Source organism: Huintestinicola sp., assembly GCF_051882455.1.
Lineage (GTDB): Bacteria > Bacillota > Clostridia > Oscillospirales > Ruminococcaceae > Huintestinicola.
Genome location: NZ_JBJERV010000002.1, coordinates 1 through 20,720, shown reverse-complemented (window position 1 = coordinate 20,720; position 20,720 = coordinate 1). Strand labels below are relative to the sequence as shown.

The window sequence follows — 20,720 nt, the reverse complement described above, 5'->3', positions numbered from 1 at the left end:
CCCTCCAAAACGTTCCGGTGGAACGTTTTGGATAAAGCAATTTTTATATAGGGTTGTGCAAATTATACAATGTTCATTTCTTTTTCGACAGACTGAAATCTCCGCTTTGAAAAATCAAGGCGGAGATTTTTTGTACAATACTAATTAACCTTTGGACAGAATACGGCGGCTATAATACGCCAACTCAGCATCAAACTTCCTTTCCGGATGACAGAACTCGCCTTCTTTTGTCAGTCTATTTCTGTGTCTTGCTATAATTCTAAATCGTTTTTTTTCTGCAGTATATGTCAAATAGTCGATTTTAATTTATAGTATTATTTCGTTATTTCCACAAATCCGCAGTCCCGCAGCAGGGTGAAAAACAGTATGAGCCTCGGATAAAGAGGCTCCGCTTCGCTTCCGAACCGCTCCTTTACTTTGCTGCCTATTTCCGTTATGCTGCTGCCGTCGATACAGCTCCAGACAAAGCTTCCCGTTTCGTCAAGGTGTATGCGGGATATTTTCGGTCTGCCGAAAAGCTTTTGGACGATGCGGTCGAATATGCCGTTGTTATGCATTAAGATAGTAACGCTGCCCGAGCTGCTGCATTCGGTGCATAGGTCCTTTGCGGGCAGGGGGATATTATCGGGAGTTATCCGTTTTTTCATTTGTCATATCCTCCTTTGCCGCTGCGCAGAAAATCAAGAATATTATCAGAACGAGAAGAATTACGGTGCCAACGCTTCCGAGACTGAGCTTATCCGAAATGTCAATATTTTCGCTTATGCCGAATACCGCAAGGAGGGCAAGGAGTATGCCTGCAAGCCCCTCTCCTGCGATAAGCCCCGAGCAGAAGAGTATTCCCGATGAGGAGGCTTTTCTGCGGCGCTCGGCGGCAAGGCGGACAAGTCCTCCTATCATTATGGCTGCCGTAAGCTCCAGGGGAAGGTACAAGCCTATGGCTACGGGAAGGACGGGTATGCCTAAAAGCTCCACAGTAAGGGCGATGAACACGCCCATAAACACCAGCGCCCAGGGCAGTGTGCCCTCCATTACTCCCTCGACTATCATTTTCATAAGGGTAGCCTGGGGAGCCGCAAGGGCTTCCGAGCCGAAGCCCCATGCTGCATCAAGCAGGAGCATTACTCCGCCGATGGCTGCCGCTGCCGAGAACACTCCGATAAGCTCGCCTATCTGCTGCTTAACGGGGGTGGCGCCTAAGATAAATCCCGTTTTAAGGTCCTGAGAGGTGTCTCCTGCGACTGACGCTATCATGCATATTACAGAGCCTATGGCAATGGCGGCGGTCATTCCTCTGCTGCCCGTTTCGCCCGACAGCTTTAAGAGCAGGGTGCATACAAGGAGCGTTGCTATGGTCATTCCCGAAACGGGATTGTTGCTGCTGCCCACAAGTCCTGTCATTCTTGAGGAGATTGTGGCAAAGAAAAAGCCGAATATGACGATAAATGCTGTGCCTGCAAGGGATATGGGTATTCCCGGATAGAGCCACAGGAGAAGTATGACCAGGGCGGCTATGACTGCGGTAACGCGGATATCAAGGTTTTTATCGGTGCGGCTGCTGCTCCCTTTGCTGCCAAAGCCCTTGACCGACGCGCCGAATGCAGAAAATATGAGGGGAAGTGACCTTATAAGGCTGACAATTCCGCCTGCCGCCACTGCTCCTGCTCCCATATAGCGGATATAGCTGCTCCAGATAGCCGATGCGCCGCCTGTTTCATACATCTGTGAGATGGGCACGGTGCCGGGATAGAGCACCGTATCTCCTCCGAATATGGCTATGGCGGGGATAAGCACGAACCAGCCAAGCAGTCCTCCTGCGAACATATATGAGGAAATTTTTGCTCCGCAGATATATCCCACTCCCAGCAGAGCGGGGTATATCTGGGCGGAGAAATGGGTCTTTAATGCTTTTACGGGAACGGTCAGCGCTCCCGAGGCAATGCGAAGTCCGTCTGTTATCAGCTTCACAAGAGCGGCTATGCCCATTCCCGAAAAGACGCTGCCTGCGCCCTTTCCGCCCTCTTCTCCCGCAAGGAGCACCTCGGCGCAGGCTGTTCCTTCGGGATAGGGGAGGACGCCGTGCTCTTTGACGATAAGGGCATTTCTGAGGGGTATCATAAATGCCACTCCCAGCAGTCCGCCGCAGAGGGCGATGAGAAATATCTCCCACAGGTCCGGATATGGCGCTGTGCCTTCCTTTGCCCAGAGGAAAAGAGCGGGTATGGTGAATATGGCTCCTGCGGCAATGGATTCTCCTGCGGAGCCTATGGTCTGAACCATATTGCTCTCTAATATGGAGTCCCGTTTCAGAAGTCCTCTTATTACTCCCATGGATATCACTGCCGCAGGGATAGATGCGGAGACGGTAAGTCCCACTCTCAGTCCCAGATATGCGTTTGCCGCCCCGAACACTACCGCAAGGATAATTCCCGAAATTACCGAAGTTACGGTGAATTCGGGAGTTATCTTCTCCGCAGGTATGTAGGGCTTATGTTCCTGTTCCTTTTTCATAAAACAAATCTCCTTGCCTATAATACCTTTTGATATTATTTGCAGGGAGATTTGGATTATTCGGGGAGAATATGATAAAAAAGCCGCCTGCGAACCTCGCAAACGGCTTCAATACGTGGAGCTAGTGACGTGACTCGAACACGCGACCTGCTCATTACGAATGAGCTGCACTACCAACTGTGCTACACTAGCATATTTTCGGCGCAACAAACGCTGAATATATTATATTATAATTCGGGGAAAAAGTCAATAGTTTTTTCTCAAAAAAAGCCTTTACGCAGATTTTTTTCTGTAGTATAATTATTTCGGAGGGATAAGAACACGTCTTCACAAGCATATGCACACGTCTTTTCGGCAAATTTTGCCTGCAACAAAATTATGCTCGAAGATCCGCACACATTTCTTGTGAAGACAGGTTCTAAGTTTGAAAATCAAAGATTTTCAAACTTCCGAGTTTTGTTTCTTTGGCTGACGCCAAAGATTTCCTTACGGAAAACACAAAACTCTCAGGAAAGGAATGGTCATATTTATGTCATTTACACCCGCAACAATTGATTTTTTGTTTGAAAACAGTCTCAATGACAGCAAAAGCTGGTTCCACGACCATCGGTACCAATATGAGACTTTCGTAGCTAAGCCGTTTAAGGAGTTCACCGAGGCGCTGACCCCTGCTGTGAAAAGCATTGACGAGCATATTTCCCATGTGAAAATATCACGGATATTTCGTGACGCCAGATATGCTCGCGGTAAATCCATATTCAGGCAGAATATGTGGTGCACATTCAGCAGAGGCAGGGATCTTTTCAAATCGCTGCCTGCCTTTTATTTCGAGATCTCCGAAAAAGGCTTTGAGTACGGCTGCGGCTTTTATATGGCTTCTGCAGAGACTATGAATGATATGCGGAGCATGATTTTAAATGACAGCCCTTTTTTTGCTGCGGCTCTGGAGGCATTTGAGTCTCAGGAGGTCTTTGAGCTTTACGGCGATATGTACAAGCGCGATAAATTTCCCGATGAAAGCCCCGAAAAGAAAAATTGGCTCAACAGGAAAAACATCGGTCTGTCTGCTCTGAGCAAGGACTGGGAGCTGCTTTTTTCGGACAGGCTTCCCGAAAAAATTGCTGAGGACCTTAACAGCATTGCCCCTGTTTATGACTTCTTTATCAAAGCCGAAGAGCTTTCCGCCGACAGGTAAACACAGATCAGAGCGGCTCTCTGCAGTGCATTGCGGGGAGCTGTTTTTTTATTCGGTGACGATATCCTGAGCATATGCCTGCGCGTTATGTTTACTGTTTTCGTAAGAATAAAATTTTTCGGAAAATGTTGACATTATGTATTATGCTGTGATATAATAAGGGAAAACATTGCTTTTTTGTTGGAAATGCAAATAAATTCGGCGATAATTATGCGCAGGATAATGTTTTATGGATAAGGAAGAAGAGCTTATGAAGTGTTCAAGCTGCGGATTTGAAAATAAGGAAAACAGCAAGTTCTGCATTAAGTGCGGAAACAAGATGCCCGCGGAGGAGAAGGCAGACCTTCGCAAGACGGGAAATGAGGTGCCCGAAAATATTCCCGGACAGGTGCAGAATACGGTTCCTGCGGGTAAAAAGCCTGTTTTTATTGGGATAGCTGCTGTGGCTGTTATCGGCATTGCTGCGGGAGTCATTGCTGTAAATAACAATACTTCGGACAACGATATTGCTGTTGCCGAAAGCACAGACAGCTCCATGGCAATGACAGCTGCCGAAATTGCGGAGACGGCTGAGACGACCGCAGCTCCCGTAACGACTGCTCAGACTTCGAAAACCGCTGTGGAAGCTGTGTCCGAAACTTCTGCGGCTGAAATTGGTCTGCATAATGACCCTTCGGTGAAGGATGAGCTGTATTCTCAGTATGAGTGGCTTTCCGATGTTTCAAGCGATAAGTACAGTCTTTACGATGTGTTTACAAATATGGAGGCTGTAGCGCAGATCGCTGCTGATCACAGCTACGGTCTGCTGGATTATGAGCAGTTTTTATATAACTGTTATTCTTATTACTGGAGCTTCGGAGATGATCACGGTCAGGCAGATGATTTTTGTTTCTGCATTTACGGTCCCGGATATATCGAAGCTTCTTACAGTGTGTACGTACCAATATACGAGGTCGCTCCTTATCTGAAGCAGACTTTATCACATAATTTACTTCCGGAGTCCAATGAAATGTATTATTATTATGATGGCAACACAGAGGGAAATTATGCTAACTTTTCGGCTTATGTAAGCAAAACTGAGTGCGGCATACCGTATGGTGTTATCTACTGCGGCGGTGAAGATTATACGAGCTGGAAGGTAAGGTCAGGCAACTTCGACTATTCGGAGGACAGGATAGTTGTAAATGACCTGTCGGATATGGTTTTGTATGAAGACGGAGGCGCCGACTATTCTTACATATATTACCGCAACAGCGGCGATGACTGTGCGCTGTACCGCGTTTCGACAGATGGCTCCGAGCGTATAAAGCTGACCGACACACGTGCTTCAAATGTCAGATTATACGGCGACTATATCTATTATTCATCGGATAAAAAGTTCTGGAGAATGAACAGGGACGGCTCGGGAAAAACCAAGATAATCGACGCTTACTGCTATCTCCCAAGCTTCTACAAGGGTATGATATACTGCATTTCTCCCGATGACTCCTGTCTGGATATATATGACATTAACGGCGGAAGTGTTTTAGACCATATGTATCTTGACAACAGGCCGATGCATATCGATAATTTCTTTATCCAGAACGGAGTGCTTATCGCCAGAGGATATTACACGGATAATGATGAGCCGTTTGTTGTGATAATAAGCCTTGAGGACCCGAGTATCACTGTTAAGTATTCCGTTGAGTGCGGCGGAATAAATGCTGACTATTATTATATTTATATATGCTATGACGATAACGGCACGGTACGTCTGGCAAAAATTCCTTTGCGCGAATTTACAAATTCCGAGGCTATCTGGAATTATGAGCTGCCGGAGATGATAAACAGCTATTTCTACGTGGTTGAATATGGCGCCCATCAATATTGTATTTATCAGGCGGATCTTGAAGGAAAATGGCATCGGTTTGTATTGTAAAGTGATATTGGGGGTATGGCAAAATGATATGTCCGGAATGCGGATTTGAAAATAAGGAAAACAGCAAGTTCTGCCTTAAATGCGGCACTAAGCTCATCTCTGACGGGCAGCAGACTGCAAAGCCCGAGAACACAACAGCGGAGACTGTTTCGTTTTCGGCTCCTTCAGAGCCTGTGAAAGCAAAGGCGGGCAGTAAAAAAATCATTATAGGAGCTGCTGCGGCTGCGGTCCTTATTGTTGCAGGGGCGATTTTTATCCCGAGTCCCGGCGGTCTGTCGGATAACAAAATTGATGTTTCCGAACAGACAGACAATCCGACTGAAACGGAAGCTTCTGTTTCTGAAAACGCAGTAATCACAACAGCTGCGACTCAGACCTCTGCCGAAGCTCAGACATCAAAGCAGGTCACAACCACTGCCGTTAAGACAGAGACGGCGACCGAACCTCTTACCGAAGCTGTGACAGAAGCGGCAGAGCCTTTGGTATTTGACTTTCCGAAGGGCAGAGCGGTTTTTGAAACGAACACGGAATACTATAAGTGGGACGAGCATTATTCAACCTATTCCTATTTTATCCCTTATATAGAAATATCGGGTAATAAGTCTGCGTCCGATAAGATAAATCAGGCTCTGAGCGATTATTCCTATGGGGATATATCCGATCAAATTGAAATGTATGACCTTAAAAGGATCGACTTTAAGCCAACTTGGAGTTTTGGTGATACCGAAAGCACACGAACTGTTGAGAATGTTTATTTTGAGAACGATCTTCTTTTTGTATCCATAGAATATTACGATGATATGGGCGGAGGAACAAGCAGCTCGATATTCGGCTCGGTAAGTACATATATATTTGATGTTTCATCGGGCAGAGAGCTTTCTTTCAGTGACCTTATTACGGATAAAGAGGGCTTTTTTGATACTGTTGACGCTTATATGAAGGGTATTGTTTATGATAATACCAATGCTCTTTTCGGCGATGAGAAATATATCCTTTCTCCCGATATGGACCGTTCTTATTTTGAGGAACAGATAGAGGAAAACCCGTGGCTGGAGACAAATTCCTGGAAATATGACGGAAACTCGTTGACTGTAAGCTATTTTTATCTGCTGGGTAATGGCTATATGTATAAATACACGGATTTTGTTATTCCGAAAGCCACGTGGAGCAGCTTTGTTGACATCTCTCCCAATGCAGCCACCGACAACGCCAAAAAGGATATTTCGGGAAATAAGATAATGAGCGGAAATACCGCAGGAAATTATGCAAATTACTCGTCATACTGTTTTGACGGAAATGATATCTATTTTGCGGGAGGTATGGACGGTTATCACTGGCAGCTGAAAAAAGCAGAATTCGAGATGTTTACCTACTATTATTACGACCTGTCAGATGATATGACCGATATGGTGATGGCGGACGGCGATACCGTATATTACCGCAATGCAAGCGATGAATACAAATTGTATTCGATCAAGAAGGACGGTACGGGCCGCAGGAAAATAACCGACTGCAAGGCTTCCGGGGTAAGAGTATATGACGGTCATATCTACTTCACTTCGGAGGATATGCTTTACAGGACAGAGCCTGACGGCAGCGGTAAAAAACTTATCCTTAACAAAAAATGCTTGGATCTCCAGATATACAATGACAGGATATACAGGACCTCCGACGATAAATCACAGATAGAATATTACGATATGGACGGAAGGTATCTCGGTGCTTTTGCTCCGCGTATTTCGGGGGGAATAAAACGGTTCTTTGTATCTGAGGGGTACTGCGTGGCAATGGGCGAGAAAGACCTTTCTTTAACAGACATCGTAAGCTTCAATGAAACAGTGTATCACAGCGATAAATACATCGGTATAAATGAGAACAGAAATTATTTTATTGTCGCGGCAATGGAAAATAATTATGAATGCGTTTACAGGATACCGAAAAATCATATCGATGAATATGATTTCTATCAGTATTTAAGCGGCTTTAACGACAGGGAGTTTTACATCATTTATGATAAGAGCACCTCATATCTGATAGCTTTCGATAAAGACGGAATAAGCTCTTATTTTATTTTATCATAGGAGAATGAGCATGAAAAATTTTTTGATCATTCCCCTTATGATAGGGGTGCTGGCTTTATCCTCCTGTTATTCGGAGAATGCTGACAGAAACGGCGCTATGGTGACTGACGCCGCAAATGATATTACCGAAACGGTGAAAGCTGTTTCGGAAACAGAGAAAGCTTTGCCTGAGACGGTGAATGCTGCGTCGGAAGAAGTGGAAGCTGCAAGCACGGTCACGGTATCGTCGGCAGAGGTAACATTGTCGGAAAATCCGGAAACGGAGCATACCGAAGCGGCTGAAAGCACTGATGATATTATCGGCGGCTCCTACACCGAGGAGACGGGATTGTCAGAATTTGAATGCTATGCCGACGCACAGCACGTTAAGCTTTCGGGAAGGACCTTGTTCAGGGATAATATCCGCTATCTGGGGTACAGCTGTTCGGCGGCTGAGTTCGATTTTTACGGTACTTATGCTGAGATAGAGCTTATTATGGAACCGGAGGAATGTGATGAAAAGGAGCGTTCCTATTATTCGGTGACGGTCAATTCAGAGGAAGTTTTCAGGGGCGTTCTGACGGAGGATATGGTGTTCTGTGCGGTGGATGAGGAGATCGCTGACAGATACAGAGTTAAGATAACCAAATTGTCCGAGGGCTGCTTCGGGGCTGTGGGTATAGGCAGGATAAGGACTGTGGCAGCGGGGGAGACTGCTCCGCCGCCCGTTTCTGATATAAGGATCGAATTTATAGGAGATTCGCTGACCTGCGGTTACGGCGATGAGGCTTCCTCTGCTGAGGAAAAATTTTCGACCTCCACCGAAAACGGCTTGCTGGGCTATGCCGCTCTTACTGCCGAACGTCTGGGGGCGGAATATAACATCATCGGTATGAATGGTATCGGCATAGTTTCAAGATACACCCCTAACGGCGAGAAAAAGACGGAGGGCTTTCTTATGCCCGAGCTTTATAAGTATACGGACGGTTTCCGCAGCGATGAATTGTGGGATAATTCGGAGTTTGTTCCCGATATCTGCGTTATTGCTCTCGGTGCCAACGATAACAGCTACACACGGGGGATAACAAGCAGGGAGGACGAGTTTTCGGAAAAATACATTGAGTTTATCAGGCAGGTAAGAGAGGCAAATCCCGACTCTTACATAATCTGCGCTTCGGGGATACAGCGTTCGAATTTGTATGATGTTATTGCCCGCTCTGCGGAGAAATACATTGAGGAAAGCTCAGATGAAAGGATAAGCTCGTTTCGCTTCAACTCTCAGAGAGATGATGAAGGCTTCGGCTCGGATTATCACCCCAGCGCTGTTTCTCAGCAGAGATTTGCCGATGAATTGTATGCGGAGATAACAAGATTGTTTCCTGAGTACGTTAACGAATGAATTTGATATTTTCGGTTATAAAAGGAGAATGGTTTTATGTCAGATGAATACTATTTAGGGAAAATAGACAGTACCACGCAGTCAACTCTCAGGACCGCAAGGCAGGTAGAAGCTGCTGTGGGCGCGGTGGCTGCCGAGGTCGCTCTGGTACATAGAAAGGCTTCGGTTATTGACGGCAAGGTGGACAGTGTGCGCAATGAGCTGGCTGAGGTCGATAAGAAAGTCAACGATATCCAGAAAATGGTCTATACCCTGTATGACCAGGCAAGACGTCAGCACCTTATGCAGATGGCGCAGACACAGATCGTTAAGGTAAGGCAGGAAAGAGAAAAGCTGTACGGCAATTACGATAAGATAAGAAAAACTACCGAGGGTATCCTTCTTGCCACAGATGTGGGTATCGTTCGTCAGAATACCATTGTTACCGCTGCCGAGGAGCTGAGGCTCTCTACGCCGAAATACTGGCTGTCCTCCTGTCTTGTGGCTCTTTCCGCTTGGATAAACGATGACCGCGCCACTGCCGAGAGAGCGGTAATGGAGGCTCTGAACATTGATGAAGAAAAAACCAGCCTGTTCTTTGCTCTTGTATGCCGCAGGGCGGGACGCTCCGAAGCCTGCAATCAATGGATGGTACGCTATCTGAGGGGACAGGATCCCGAAAATCTGGATATGAGATGCGTATTTATGCTGGACGCATATGCTAACGGTCTTCTGGGAAATACCTATCAGAGCAGCGTTTTTGAGTATATGAACGAATGGGTGGATATCCTTTCTAAAAAAGATGACTTTGAACAAAATCAGATAAGCAACTGGAATAAGATAATCAATAAATGTATGTCTATGCCCGATCTTGAGTTCAAGGCGATCGAGGATCACTGCACAAATCACGATGTTTATATTGCTAAGCTTGAAACGGCATATCTTCACGGCAGATTGTTTGAATATATCGACGGCATTATGAGCACTCCCGTTAATACCGGAGAGATAAAGGAAAAGCTTGATGAGATACTGATGGAGCTTGTTACGCTTTTTGATGATGATGAGCGGGTAAAGGTCTATGAGGAAAGAGAGCTTGAATATATCATAAAATATAACGGCGATGAGGATAAGGCTAAGAAAAAGGCTCAGATAGAAAAGAGCAAGTTTGAAGAGGTACGCGATTTTACTCAGATATTGTCCGATGTTGCTATGGGCGGCGAAAGTAATTTTGAAAGCCCCTCCACCCGCAAGCTTGCCGTTGCATTTTGCAGAGACTGGATAAAGAGCGCTTATAACGACACTCTTGCTAAGAACAGGATGATCGCGGGCAGACAGCTGAATTTCGAAGTGGACTGGTTTAAATTCAGCACTTCGGACGGAAGAAACGAAAAGACGGTTTTAGCGGGTCTTTCAGATGAGATAACCGAGAAAAGATCTGCCGAGGTCGAAAATGCAAAACGCTCTTTATCCGAAGCAAAGAAGAAAAGCCAAATGACCTATGTGGGATGGGGTATTGCTGCGGCAGTATGCTTCCTTATAGCTGTTGGCGGAGCATCAGTTTTTTTCGGTATCGCAACTCTTATTGCGGGAGCGGTATGCGGTTTCTATGTGCATTATAATTTAAAGGGCTGCGTGGAGGAGTATCAGGCTGCCTGCAGAAACATTGAGACAAAATACAATGATATGCAGTCCCGTATCTCTCTGGACGTTAGGCGAATATTCTCGGAGGTCTTTAAAATGGCTGATATCGTAAATAAAAAGAACAAGGAAGAAAAGCTTACTATGCAGCTGCTGGACGAGCTTTCTCCTGAGCTTTACGTTGCACGGTTTGAAGATGATAAGGCAAAAACTGTAATGTTGAAGTAAAGGAGGGCTATATGATGAATGAAAGTGCGTTAAATCAGACTATATTCTGTCCCGAATGCGGACAGGAGATAACCTTTTGCAGGATCGCTATAACAGGGGATTTCCTGTTCTGCAGCGAATGCGGAACAAAGATCGATCTGGCAGATATTCCCGATAATGATACGGAAGAAGCTTCCGGAATATCCGATGAAAATGATGAGATATCCGAGAGAAAGGTCAGCTTGACAAAAAACAGTTCATCGCCCTTTGAGGAGGACGAGGACCCTGAAGGCGATAATTCGCTGCCCGATGATGAAGGTGAGATCATGCCTGTGAAGGAGGAGAGCAGCTCAGCTCCTTTTGCGGAGACTGATGAGGATATTGAAGGAGGCGTTTCTTCTGATAATACTGCGCTTGATGAAGTAAGCGTAATTTTGCCTGTGAATGCGAATAACGGTTCTTCTCCCTTTGCGGAGGAGACTGATGAAAGCCAAAGTGCTTCGGATAGTATTCAGCACGACAGGAAAAACAAAGCAGCGAAAGCTTCCGAAAAGAAACAAAGGGGCGCTTCTCCTTTTTCCGAGATGAATGAGGACGAGGAAAAGGCGATAAGGGAGAAGATATCCTCTGCTGCAAACAACTGGCGGAAGGCTATAAAGGATTCGTACAATACCGAGTCAAAGTTTACGGATAATTTCGCAAAGGGAATGCCTGACTGGGACCTGACTCCGCCCGATACTCTTATCAGAAGAAGAGAGGCAAAGAAAAAATAATTAGGAGGATCAATTATGAGAACGCCTGAAACTTTTGCCGAGTGGTGTGATCTGTTCAATGAGTTTAAAGAGAGGATAAATGATGAGGAAAATCTCAAAGCTGCCTATGAGGGAAGCTTTGAGTTTGTTCCGGGTGCTGCGGAATTGTTTTCAGAGGAATTTTTGCAGGCGATAAACGAGAGACTGAAGCTTGCTCAGAGCAGATTTGACCGCGATATGTCCCACGCGCGGGGCAGTGAAGCGGAGATAAGCAGAGCTTTATCTGCACTTAAAAGAGAACTGAAAATAATCTATCGCTTTTCGGTCATGCCCTGCGCTGCCGAGACAGAAAGCCTTTCGGGGTGCTGTGACATTGTGACGGACGCGGCAAAGACCATTGAATCATCACTGATAAATTCTGCTAAAAACGACAGGAGCGGAAAGCTTTCTGTGATGGTGAAAAATGCTCAGATATCAAAGATAACCGGATAACAGGAGGCAGACTGTATGAGTGAACTTATCAAAGTCAAGGAAGAACTGAAAAGATATTCCATTGCAAGAATACCCTTTATTGCTTTTGAGACCATTGAACGGACAAGGGCTCTCGATACCCTTAAAGAGGTCGCGGACGAGCTTAATCTGTGCTTTTATGTACATTCGATGTCGAAGGGCATTTACGATATCAAGACGGGAAATGTTATCACCGACGAACGCTCGGTTTACGGCGCGGTGGACTTTTTCAGCGAGCAGATAAAGCACAAGCAGTATATGACACTTATCCTTACCGAGGTGCCCGATATCAGCTCGGACAATTCCGACGCAAAGCAGCTTTATGACCTGGCAATGCTGGCAAACGAATCGGGCGGCGTTGTTATCGTTCTTACAAACAATCCCGTATGGAATCAGCTGCAGCGGCTGGGTATGACTGTAAGGCTTGATTATCCCAATGAAGATGAGATGTATTCCATAATCTCGGATTATATCAACGATTACAGGTCGAGCATTTCTGTGGAATGGGATAACAATGACCTGAGAGAAGCAGCTTCTTCCCTGACGGGCATTACTCAGATAGAGGCGGAGAATGTTATCGCTTCACTTATTGCCAAGAAAAATATCACAAAGGCTGATCTTGAAGAAATAAAACAGACTAAGGACAGACTCTTTTCAAATATTTCGGGTCTGGAAAAAATATCCGTTGATAATTCGGCTGTGACCGTCGGCGGACTTGAGGGACTTCAGAAATGGCTCGATGAAAAGAAAACACTTCTTACTCCCGAAAAGAGAGACGAAATGAAGAAAAGGGGACTTCACCCCCCAAGAGGAATACTTCTTGTCGGCGTTCCCGGCTGCGGAAAATCCTTGTCTGCCAAGGCGATATCGGCGAGCTGGAAGCTGCCCTTATATCGGCTTGATTTTGCCACTGTTCAGGGCAGCTATGTGGGTCAGAGCGAGCAGCAGCTTAAGGACGCGCTGACTATGGCGGAAAATGTTTCACCATGTATACTCTGGATAGACGAGATAGAAAAGGGTCTGGCAGGCTCGTCGGGGGACAGCGGCGTTTCGACGCGCATGGTAGGACAGTTCCTTTTCTGGCTCCAGGAATGTAAAAAGCAGGTCTTTGTCGTTGCTACCGCCAATGACGTTTCGATGCTCCCTTCCGAGCTTCTCAGGCGGGGTAGATTTGACGAGCTTTTCTTTGTTGACCTTCCCACGGCAGATGAGCGCAGGACCATAATTTCGATGTATATGAAAAAATATCTGAAGCTGCAGTTTGCGGGGGACTTTTCGGATAAGATAGTTGAAGCCACAAACGGCTTTACAGGAGCAGACCTTGAATCTGCTGTGCGTGATATCGCATACAGAAAGCTTGCAAACGACTCTTTTGAATACACCGAGCAGACTATTATGGAAGCGTTTGAAAACGTTGTTCCTTTATCCAAGGTCAGCCCCGAGCGTATCGAGTCTATAAGAAACTGGGGAAGGGAACGTGCTGTGCCTGCATCGGGCAGACCTATCGGCGCTCAGGCGGTAAGCAGCAGTAATTCTCCGAAGACAAGGAAGGTGCTTATCTGATGCCAAGACCTCTTTTTATGAACAAGGAGCAGAACAGCGAAAAAAGTATCCTGTCTCTCAGCAGTGACACCCAAAATGTGAAAAAGACCTATCTTGAGTCTCCAAAGGACAGGGAGCGGATACTGAGGCAGAAACGCTCAAAGGAATATATTGATTTTCTCACAAAGCTGGATACGGGAAACGTTGACGCACAGACAAGGATAAATGCTGTTCTGGAGGAAGTGAGAAAGGAATTTCCACTTATTGAGATACCCGGTGATTTTGTGGGGTATTGTTCAAAGTGCTATCTGGGCAAGGAGTACGAGGTGCATATGGTGGACTTTGCCGGGTATATCATCGAGCATTTCAAGGTCGGTCAGCCTATGCCCGGCGTAATGGAAAATGCCCGTTCCCTTGCGATGGACGAGCACTATGAACTGATAGAGGTCTACACCAAATGTATCCGCACTGTCGATGAGAACGGTAATGTATCCGTTATTCCCATATGATGTTCTGAGAGGTGCTTTTTATGAAATGCAATAAATGCGGTTTTGAAAATGGCGAAGGCAGCAAATTCTGCCTGAAATGCGGAGAAAAGCTCACCGCCGATATTCCATCGCCAAAGGTCAGCACCGTTGCCGCTGTACCCTCCGCTCCTGCAAAAAAAGCCAACCCTGTTATGATAGTAATGGGCTGTGTTATTGCGGTGCTGATAATTATAATTGCCATTTTATTAGTGCAGAAAAAATCATCGGAGAGCTCTGACCCTGAGCTTCAAACCGCTGAGCAGTCATCGGCTGCTGTTCTTTCGGAGCAGACTGTTTCGGAAACTGTTTCCGAGACTGCGGACGAGACTCAGACCTCCGCCGAGACCGAAGAGGTGAAAAAGGTCACGGATCATAAACAGATCTATGGGGATTTCCTTATTGACATGATAAGAAGCGAGGAAATTACTATAGATCATAGTGATGAATATAATACATTTGCTCCTATGTTTGAGCTTTATGACATCAATGATGACGGTATCGAAGAATTGTTTGTTTCGGATGCATTTATTGCAGGAGCAATTGTTGAGATGTATACAATTATCGACGGCGAGCTTACATATATTACTTCCTATGAAGATCACGGCTATATTCAGATAGCGGACGGAGGATATCTGATGTATGGTTCTGTGTACGGAAGTCAAAGTGGCGAGATCTCGGGCACGGTATTTACCGTAAAAGGCACAGAACCGGTTCAGTGCCTGAGCTTCTATAATGACGAGTATAGCGACGGCAGAATGACCGATAAAATTACCAGGACCATTAACGACAGGGAGGTTTCGGCAAGCGAGTTTGATGAACAGCTTGCTGTTTACAGAGATATGAAGTTTGAAAGCATCGGCAGGAAATATCTTCTTGATATTGATACCGTACAGAAGGTGCTCGGTTCTTCACAAAGCTGAGTTTATAAAAAAATGCCCTCTGCGAGATACAGCTTGCAGGGGGCATCGGCGTTTGCGGGTCAGGATATTATTTCGATGGACTTATCAAAGAGAAGCTGGTTTGTTTCAATAATGCTCAGCTTGTTTGCAAGGGCATAGATTATTACGGCGTCCCTTTGGTCACGGGCATACAAGGTGCGGTTGCGCGAGGCTTTCAGGAGGGCGTTGGTTTCATCGAGGGAAAGCTCCATTCCGAAGGACAGGGCGATAAGCTTGTCGCGGGAGGGGGCTTTTCTTCCCGAGATTATCTGATGTCCGTAGCTGCGGTCAAGTCCGCTTCGGCGTACAGCTTCGGCAGGCTTGATGTTTTTTTCTTCAAGCAGCTTTTTCAGATAGTCTGACAGAGCTTCGCAGCTGAAGCTTTCACGGTTATTCTCCAGCATATCATAGATATTATCTGCGTTTAATATTTCCTGCTGCATTTCATCGGTGTTTTTTATCATGATCATTCCCCTTTGTTGACATCGGTTTGAAAATATGCTATCATAAATTCAGGAAAATGTCAAGACCCGGGAGGTGAAAATATGGGGCAGCTTCTTAAAGGCAGTGAACGCGGCTGCGTATATGTTCAGTACGATGAAAACGGAAAAAAGGTCATCAAGCGTGTAATATGCAACGGCTGCAAAGAGGTATATGAGCTGCTCGGGAACAATCCTCACCCGTTTATGCCGAAGGTCATTTCCGTTACTTCCGATGAAAAGGGAATTATAGTTACGGAAGAATATATCGAGGGCAGGATAATTTCCGAAGCCTGCTTTACAGAAAAGGCTATGGTCAATGCCGCAAAGGAGCTTTGCAGCGTCCTTTCCCATATTCACAGGCTGGGCATAGTTCACCGCGATATCAAGCCGTCAAACATTCTTCTGGCAGATGACGGTCATATCAGGCTTATTGATTTCGACGCGGCGCGGACGGTCAAGCCTTCCGCTGACAGCGACACGCGATATCTCGGCACAGAGGGTTTTGCGCCTCCCGAGCAGTACGGCTTTTCACAGACGGACAAGCGTTCGGATATTTACGCTCTGGGAAAAACGCTGGAATGTATTTTCGGCAGCCTTGCTTTTGATAAGAAATACCGCGATATGATCTCTAAATGCACAAGGCTTGACCCGGAAAACCGTTATTCGGACGCGGGAGATGTTCTGAAAGACTTAAACGGCGGAAGGCTTCACGAAAAGGCTGCTATTATCTCGGCTTTGATAGTTTCGCTGCTTATTGCTGCTGTTGTTTTTATCCGAAACAGCGATGATGACGTCGATATGTTCACAGAAGAATTAACGGCTTCCGTAACTGCGGCAGCGGCACAAGAGGAGGACCCGTTCTATACATACAGGTCATATTTTAAAAATCTGGACTTTGAAAAAGCCGAACGGATACCTGCGGAACAAATGGAAAAGCCACTGCTTTTTGAAACTGCAGAGGATATCCCCATGGAGTATATTATCATTGACACCGCTTCGCTGAAGGAAAATAAGTTTGTTTCCATGATATTTGACTATAACAATGACGGCTGTGACGATATTTTTCAGCTGTCCGCTTACAAGCCCGAGTGGCAGGAGGAGTATTTCAGGAGCCTTTGTGTTTCTGTGGTCTCCATGGTCAATGCTCAACCCGATTTTCACGTTATTTCGGATAACACGTATTTCCCTGTGCTTTTTTCCGCAATGTCCATGAATCAGGAAACGGGTATGCTTTATGATGACAGGTATATCCAGTTATCGGCGGCGGATATTAACGGCGATGAACGAAACGAGGTCATTCTGTCGGTGGGCAGACCCGGTATGCTTATAAATACTCATATATTTTATGCTGAAAATTCCGTGCTTGAATACAGCACCAGCGTTAAGCTTAGTGTTTTTGCAAGCAGTATTGACAAGGTTTTTTATGACGGGGAAAGGCTCGATGACAAGGAACAGACTCTGAGCTATATGGACCTTGAGAATACCATTGGATTTTATAAATTAACGGATCTTGATATGTATATGTACGAAAGGGAAGATGATCCCTTGTATCAGTTCCATCAGAGCTTTGCTTCAAAAAAATAAATTATGGCTGTCGGGCATATTTTTTCTGCTCCGACAGCCATAATTTTTTGAATTAACTTCTGACCGATGTTTCCGTATCTGCGGATATGAGATCGTTTTGAAATTCGTCTTTGAAAAGGAAACTGTAGAATGCCTCTTCCCTTGTAACATTATTTTCCAGCTGCTTGCACCAGCTGTTCAGACCTCTTTGGTCGGGATATCTTCTCAGCAAGGTGTTATAGAGAAATCCGATATATTCCTCGTCGGTATAATTTGCAAATTCATCATCATTCATAAACCAGGAGTAAATGATATCTACCGTTTCACGGGACTGCTCGGTCAGACCCTCTGCATATTTCTCTGTCTCCTCGGGTGTAAGGATAACGTTGTTCCATTGGCTCCAGCTTTCTATATAAAGCTTATACTCTTCTGTTTTGGTCATCTCAGGGTCATTATTGTAATAAATTCCGTATTTGATCTTAAAATCCTTTTTCTTGAATAATTTGACAAAAATATCGTGCTTGTCCATTTTTCCGCTTCTGATGTAATTACACCAAACTGTACTTTCGTCCGGAGATTCATTCCTTCCGAAAATCTGAGTATAATATTTATGAATTATATCCTTTGCGGGCAGGTCTTCATCTATGCAGTCATATAAATATTCAATTGCCTCGGGATCGAATTTATATACGCCGAGTGCAATTTTTTCTGTAAGCTCACGGTCATACTCGCATTCATTTTCAGCAAATATATCCGTTACCAATGTCTTGACAGGATCTTCGGTGAATTGCGTCTTTGAGGATCTGGGTATATTTATATAATAATGTTTGCCGTCATCTTCTGTTTTAAAAAGAGAAGAAAAATCGGTCCCGTCATTTGGATCGAGTATTGCCGAAATGCGTTTCTTTACATCTGCATTATTGATATACAGTACTTTTCTTACTTCACCTGTCTTTGAATCGTGATATATGGTATACCCCTTCTTTTTTTCTAAATAGTATGCACCGTCCATATGGTCCGTACGGCTGTTGAAGGTGGATTCACAAAATGAAACATACAGATTTGGATGATTATCAAGAATGAGCTTTGACACATTGCTGAATTGTAACGAATGGTAATTGATGCCGTTAAATGCTATCACAACAGCAGACATCATAAGGCTGAATGCACTTATTATGACCTGAAGCTTTCTTTTGTTCGCAAATGCATGGTCAAGAAAATCGCATACCGCAAATACAACAACGGGATAGACCCATATTACATATCTTGCACAGTAACGCATACCGCAGTTGATGTGCTTATGCGATGCGAAAAGCCAGATAGTAAATAGTGCTGCTATACATTCCAGAAGCATTCTTCTGTTTTTCTTTATTACCGAATATATAAGTGCTGCAAGAAAAAGAAATACAGTTATCAGAGCAAAAGATGCTATTCCCAGATTCAGGTCGAAAATATACGCCAGAAATCTTTTTGTCCAGGAGTCTCCCACTACTGCGCCGCGATTTATAGTCGGGTTCCATTTTCCCAGATATATCTTATTGATGATGAACGGAATGAGCGAGGGGACATAGCATAAGCATAATTTCAGCGTCTTTATAAAGCCTTCTTTTTTGAGAAAGAATTTATGATCCTCCATAAATTCTTTGATGAAATAGTCTATGAACAGCAATATTCCGATACCCATAACAGTGGGGTTCATCATACTTGTTATGCTTATTATCAGCGCTGCAAGCTTATAACGGTCGGTTTTCCAGCATACCATTGCAAGTGTGACCAGACCTGCCATCATTCCTTCGCCCGACATATAAAGAAAATATATCCATATCGGACTGACTATAAGAAAAAGTATTATTAAATTATTATACACGCCGTTTTTTTGGGCATATTTGTATACCGCTATAAGAGCTATTGAGAAAATCAGAACTGTCGATATCAGAAAGCATTTTTCCTGGGGTATCGATACGATCTGAAACAATAGCTTGACTGGCATTGACAAAATTGCATAGACCGGAAAATAGAATGACATCCAATGGTCATCGTCCAGTTTCACAAGCTTTGAGGCTCTCAGGTCATTATAAGTTTCAACATCTCTGTACAGCTCGGGAAAGTCGATCTTTGCCCTGTCGATATCTTCCTGGGTTATGATAAGGCTTTGGCGGTACTGTAACGAAATACTCGGCAGCACATAGCTGTCTACCTCCGAATAGCTGTACTTTGCAATTGCTGTAAATATGAATGCACACCAGATAATAAATATCAAAGCGTATTTTGCGGCAGTATCGATAGTTTTTTCGGATAGCTTCATTGTTATTTCTTCTGTTCTGCTCTTCTTTGTTTTTTTCATTTAAGATACTCCTCTATCTGACGGTCCATTACTTCCGATACATTTTCGCCGCTCAGATATGCCTTTGACCATTCAACTATTTTGTCAACAGTTGTTTCAATATCCCATTTCGGTTTCCAGCCGAACACGCTCTTTATCTTCGAGCAGTCAAGCTTCAGAAAGTTTGCTTCGTGAGGGCCGCCGTCATGAACGTTTTTCCACGAGATATCCGTATTGTTCGCTTCATTCCACTTGCTGCAGAATAATGTAACGATATTGCCTGTTGTAAGGCAGTTATTGTCATCGGGTCCCACGTTGTACGAGCCTGCAAAGCTTCTGTCCTCATACTGCTTCGCGGCTATCATTAGATATGCGCAGACGGGCTCAAGAACGTGCTGATAGGGTCTTGTGGAATAGGGATTTCTTACAATGATCTCTTTTCCTTCGGAGGCTGCTCTTATACAGTCGGGAATTATCCTGTCATTTGCAAAGTCTCCTCCGCCTATGACATTGCCTGCACGGCAGGTGGTCACTGCGGGTGCCGCTGCATCGCTTCCGTACATTGACTTATACGCCTCATCGGTAAAAAAGCTGTTTATATAGCTGCTTGTAACAAGCTCTGAGCAGGATTTTGAGTTGGAGTAAGGGTCATATCCGTTCAGCTCCTCGTTTTCGCGGTAGCCCCAGCTCCATTCTCTGTTAAGATATACCTTATCGGTAGTCACATTTACAAATGACCTTACAGACGGGGTCTTTCTGACCGCTTCACAGATATTTACTGTGCCCATCACATTGGTCTCATAGGTATAGACAGGGTCTTTATAAGAGTCCCTTACGATAGGCTGTGCTGCCATATGGATAACTATTTCGGGCTGCGTCTCGGAAAAGACCTTCATCAGGCGGTCAAGGTCTCTTATATCGCCCTTTACGGAATTTATCTGAGCGGCTAAGCCGCACATCTCAAAAAGTGACGGGTCGGTAGGGGGCTCAAGAGAGTAGCCTGTTATTTCTGCTCCTGCATTTATCAGCAGCTTGCACATCCATGAACCCTTAAAGCCTGTATGACCTGTTATCAGGACTTTTTTACCTCTGTAGAGATCTGCATAGAAGTTCATAGCTTTATGCTCCTCGTATAATATATTTAAGGGTAATTTAAAGAGAACCCTCATAAAACCT

16 protein-coding genes and 1 tRNA gene are annotated in these 20,720 nt (G+C 44.9%); 11 read left to right on the top strand and 6 right to left on the bottom strand.

Annotated elements, in window-relative coordinates; all coding sequences use genetic code 11:
* Positions 1-314: 314 nt before the first annotated feature.
* From ACI4J0_RS00320 to ACI4J0_RS00310, 3 genes are all read right to left on the bottom strand, one after another.
* Complete coding sequence (locus ACI4J0_RS00320) at positions 315-647, bottom strand: PqqD family protein (RefSeq protein ID WP_439763822.1); 333 nt, start codon at positions 645-647, stop codon at positions 315-317.
* Complete coding sequence (locus ACI4J0_RS00315) at positions 622-2,511, bottom strand: OPT family oligopeptide transporter (protein WP_439763821.1); 1,890 nt, start codon at positions 2,509-2,511, stop codon at positions 622-624. Before ACI4J0_RS00315 ends, ACI4J0_RS00320 begins: the two co-directional genes overlap by 26 nt.
* A gap of 116 nt (positions 2,512-2,627) precedes the next feature.
* Positions 2,628-2,703 (bottom strand) — tRNA-Thr (locus ACI4J0_RS00310).
* A 337-nt stretch (positions 2,704-3,040) separates the two neighbouring features.
* Here ACI4J0_RS00310 and ACI4J0_RS00305 point away from each other — a divergent pair.
* The 10 genes from ACI4J0_RS00305 to ACI4J0_RS00260 all read left to right on the top strand — a co-directional run bounded on the left by ACI4J0_RS00305 (position 3,041) and on the right by ACI4J0_RS00260 (position 15,158).
* Positions 3,041-3,706 (top strand): DUF2461 domain-containing protein, encoded by a 666-nt coding sequence (locus ACI4J0_RS00305; protein ID WP_439763820.1) that lies wholly within the window; start codon positions 3,041-3,043, stop codon positions 3,704-3,706.
* A 229-nt stretch (positions 3,707-3,935) separates the two neighbouring features.
* A complete protein-coding gene (locus ACI4J0_RS00300) occupies positions 3,936-5,624 on the top strand; it encodes a DUF5050 domain-containing protein (RefSeq protein WP_439763819.1) in 1,689 nt (562 codons plus the stop codon).
* Positions 5,625-5,647: 23 nt separating this feature from the next.
* Positions 5,648-7,705 (top strand): DUF5050 domain-containing protein, encoded by a 2,058-nt coding sequence (locus ACI4J0_RS00295; protein ID WP_439763818.1) that lies wholly within the window; start codon positions 5,648-5,650, stop codon positions 7,703-7,705.
* Positions 7,706-7,715: 10 nt separating this feature from the next.
* Complete coding sequence (locus ACI4J0_RS00290) at positions 7,716-9,083, top strand: GDSL-type esterase/lipase family protein (RefSeq protein WP_439763817.1); 1,368 nt, start codon at positions 7,716-7,718, stop codon at positions 9,081-9,083.
* Between the two features lie 36 nt (positions 9,084-9,119).
* Positions 9,120-10,928: a hypothetical protein gene (locus ACI4J0_RS00285; RefSeq protein ID WP_439763816.1), complete on the top strand. Its 1,809-nt coding sequence runs from the start codon at positions 9,120-9,122 to the stop codon at positions 10,926-10,928.
* 11 nt (positions 10,929-10,939) lie between these two features.
* Positions 10,940-11,680, top strand: a complete 741-nt coding sequence (locus tag ACI4J0_RS00280; protein WP_439763815.1) for a hypothetical protein — start codon at positions 10,940-10,942, stop codon at positions 11,678-11,680.
* 15 nt (positions 11,681-11,695) lie between these two features.
* Positions 11,696-12,151 carry a hypothetical protein gene (locus ACI4J0_RS00275; RefSeq protein ID WP_439763814.1) on the top strand — a complete coding sequence of 152 codons (456 nt, stop codon included), beginning with the start codon at positions 11,696-11,698 and terminating at the stop codon, positions 12,149-12,151.
* A gap of 15 nt (positions 12,152-12,166) precedes the next feature.
* The gene (locus tag ACI4J0_RS00270) at positions 12,167-13,732 is read left to right on the top strand and encodes an AAA family ATPase (protein WP_439763813.1); all 1,566 of its coding nucleotides are present in this window, start codon (positions 12,167-12,169) and stop codon (positions 13,730-13,732) included.
* Positions 13,732-14,220: a hypothetical protein gene (locus ACI4J0_RS00265; protein WP_439763812.1), complete on the top strand. Its 489-nt coding sequence runs from the start codon at positions 13,732-13,734 to the stop codon at positions 14,218-14,220. The genes ACI4J0_RS00270 and ACI4J0_RS00265 overlap by 1 nt, the downstream gene beginning before the upstream one ends.
* Positions 14,221-14,240: 20 nt before the next feature.
* The gene (locus ACI4J0_RS00260) at positions 14,241-15,158 is read left to right on the top strand and encodes a zinc ribbon domain-containing protein (RefSeq protein ID WP_439763811.1); all 918 of its coding nucleotides are present in this window, start codon (positions 14,241-14,243) and stop codon (positions 15,156-15,158) included.
* Positions 15,159-15,217: 59 nt separating this feature from the next.
* Here the strand turns inward: ACI4J0_RS00260 and ACI4J0_RS00255 are convergent, their stop codons facing one another.
* On the bottom strand, positions 15,218-15,640 hold the full coding sequence (locus ACI4J0_RS00255) for a helix-turn-helix domain-containing protein (protein WP_439763810.1): 423 nt from the start codon (positions 15,638-15,640) through the stop codon (positions 15,218-15,220).
* An 81-nt stretch (positions 15,641-15,721) separates the two neighbouring features.
* Here ACI4J0_RS00255 and ACI4J0_RS00250 point away from each other — a divergent pair, with 81 nt between their 5' ends.
* On the top strand, positions 15,722-17,242 hold the full coding sequence (locus ACI4J0_RS00250; protein WP_439763809.1) for a serine/threonine-protein kinase: 1,521 nt from the start codon (positions 15,722-15,724) through the stop codon (positions 17,240-17,242).
* 52 nt (positions 17,243-17,294) lie between these two features.
* Here ACI4J0_RS00250 and ACI4J0_RS00245 read toward each other — a convergent pair whose 3' ends face one another.
* Both ACI4J0_RS00245 and rfbG read right to left on the bottom strand, forming a co-directional pair.
* On the bottom strand, positions 17,295-19,565 hold the full coding sequence (locus tag ACI4J0_RS00245; RefSeq protein WP_439763808.1) for a DUF4214 domain-containing protein: 2,271 nt from the start codon (positions 19,563-19,565) through the stop codon (positions 17,295-17,297).
* Positions 19,562-20,659 carry a CDP-glucose 4,6-dehydratase gene (rfbG, locus tag ACI4J0_RS00240; RefSeq protein ID WP_439763807.1) on the bottom strand — a complete coding sequence of 366 codons (1,098 nt, stop codon included), beginning with the start codon at positions 20,657-20,659 and terminating at the stop codon, positions 19,562-19,564. The genes ACI4J0_RS00245 and rfbG overlap by 4 nt, the downstream gene beginning before the upstream one ends.
* Positions 20,660-20,720 lie beyond the last annotated feature (61 nt).

Coding starts and splice junctions, on each gene's coding strand:
- ACI4J0_RS00290 (WP_439763817.1), top strand. CDS start 7,716: ATGAAAAATTTTTTGATCATTCCCCTTATGATAGGGGTGCTGGCTTTA.
- ACI4J0_RS00315 (WP_439763821.1), bottom strand. CDS start 2,511: ATGAAAAAGGAACAGGAACATAAGCCCTACATACCTGCGGAGAAGATA.
- ACI4J0_RS00275 (WP_439763814.1), top strand. CDS start 11,696: ATGAGAACGCCTGAAACTTTTGCCGAGTGGTGTGATCTGTTCAATGAG.
- ACI4J0_RS00320 (WP_439763822.1), bottom strand. CDS start 647: ATGAAAAAACGGATAACTCCCGATAATATCCCCCTGCCCGCAAAGGAC.
- ACI4J0_RS00255 (WP_439763810.1), bottom strand. CDS start 15,640: ATGATAAAAAACACCGATGAAATGCAGCAGGAAATATTAAACGCAGAT.
- rfbG (WP_439763807.1), bottom strand. CDS start 20,659: ATGAACTTCTATGCAGATCTCTACAGAGGTAAAAAAGTCCTGATAACA.
- ACI4J0_RS00305 (WP_439763820.1), top strand. CDS start 3,041: ATGTCATTTACACCCGCAACAATTGATTTTTTGTTTGAAAACAGTCTC.
- ACI4J0_RS00250 (WP_439763809.1), top strand. CDS start 15,722: ATGGGGCAGCTTCTTAAAGGCAGTGAACGCGGCTGCGTATATGTTCAG.
- ACI4J0_RS00300 (WP_439763819.1), top strand. CDS start 3,936: ATGGATAAGGAAGAAGAGCTTATGAAGTGTTCAAGCTGCGGATTTGAA.
- ACI4J0_RS00260 (WP_439763811.1), top strand. CDS start 14,241: ATGAAATGCAATAAATGCGGTTTTGAAAATGGCGAAGGCAGCAAATTC.
- ACI4J0_RS00265 (WP_439763812.1), top strand. CDS start 13,732: ATGCCAAGACCTCTTTTTATGAACAAGGAGCAGAACAGCGAAAAAAGT.
- ACI4J0_RS00280 (WP_439763815.1), top strand. CDS start 10,940: ATGATGAATGAAAGTGCGTTAAATCAGACTATATTCTGTCCCGAATGC.
- ACI4J0_RS00295 (WP_439763818.1), top strand. CDS start 5,648: ATGATATGTCCGGAATGCGGATTTGAAAATAAGGAAAACAGCAAGTTC.
- ACI4J0_RS00245 (WP_439763808.1), bottom strand. CDS start 19,565: ATGAAAAAAACAAAGAAGAGCAGAACAGAAGAAATAACAATGAAGCTA.
- ACI4J0_RS00270 (WP_439763813.1), top strand. CDS start 12,167: ATGAGTGAACTTATCAAAGTCAAGGAAGAACTGAAAAGATATTCCATT.
- ACI4J0_RS00285 (WP_439763816.1), top strand. CDS start 9,120: ATGTCAGATGAATACTATTTAGGGAAAATAGACAGTACCACGCAGTCA.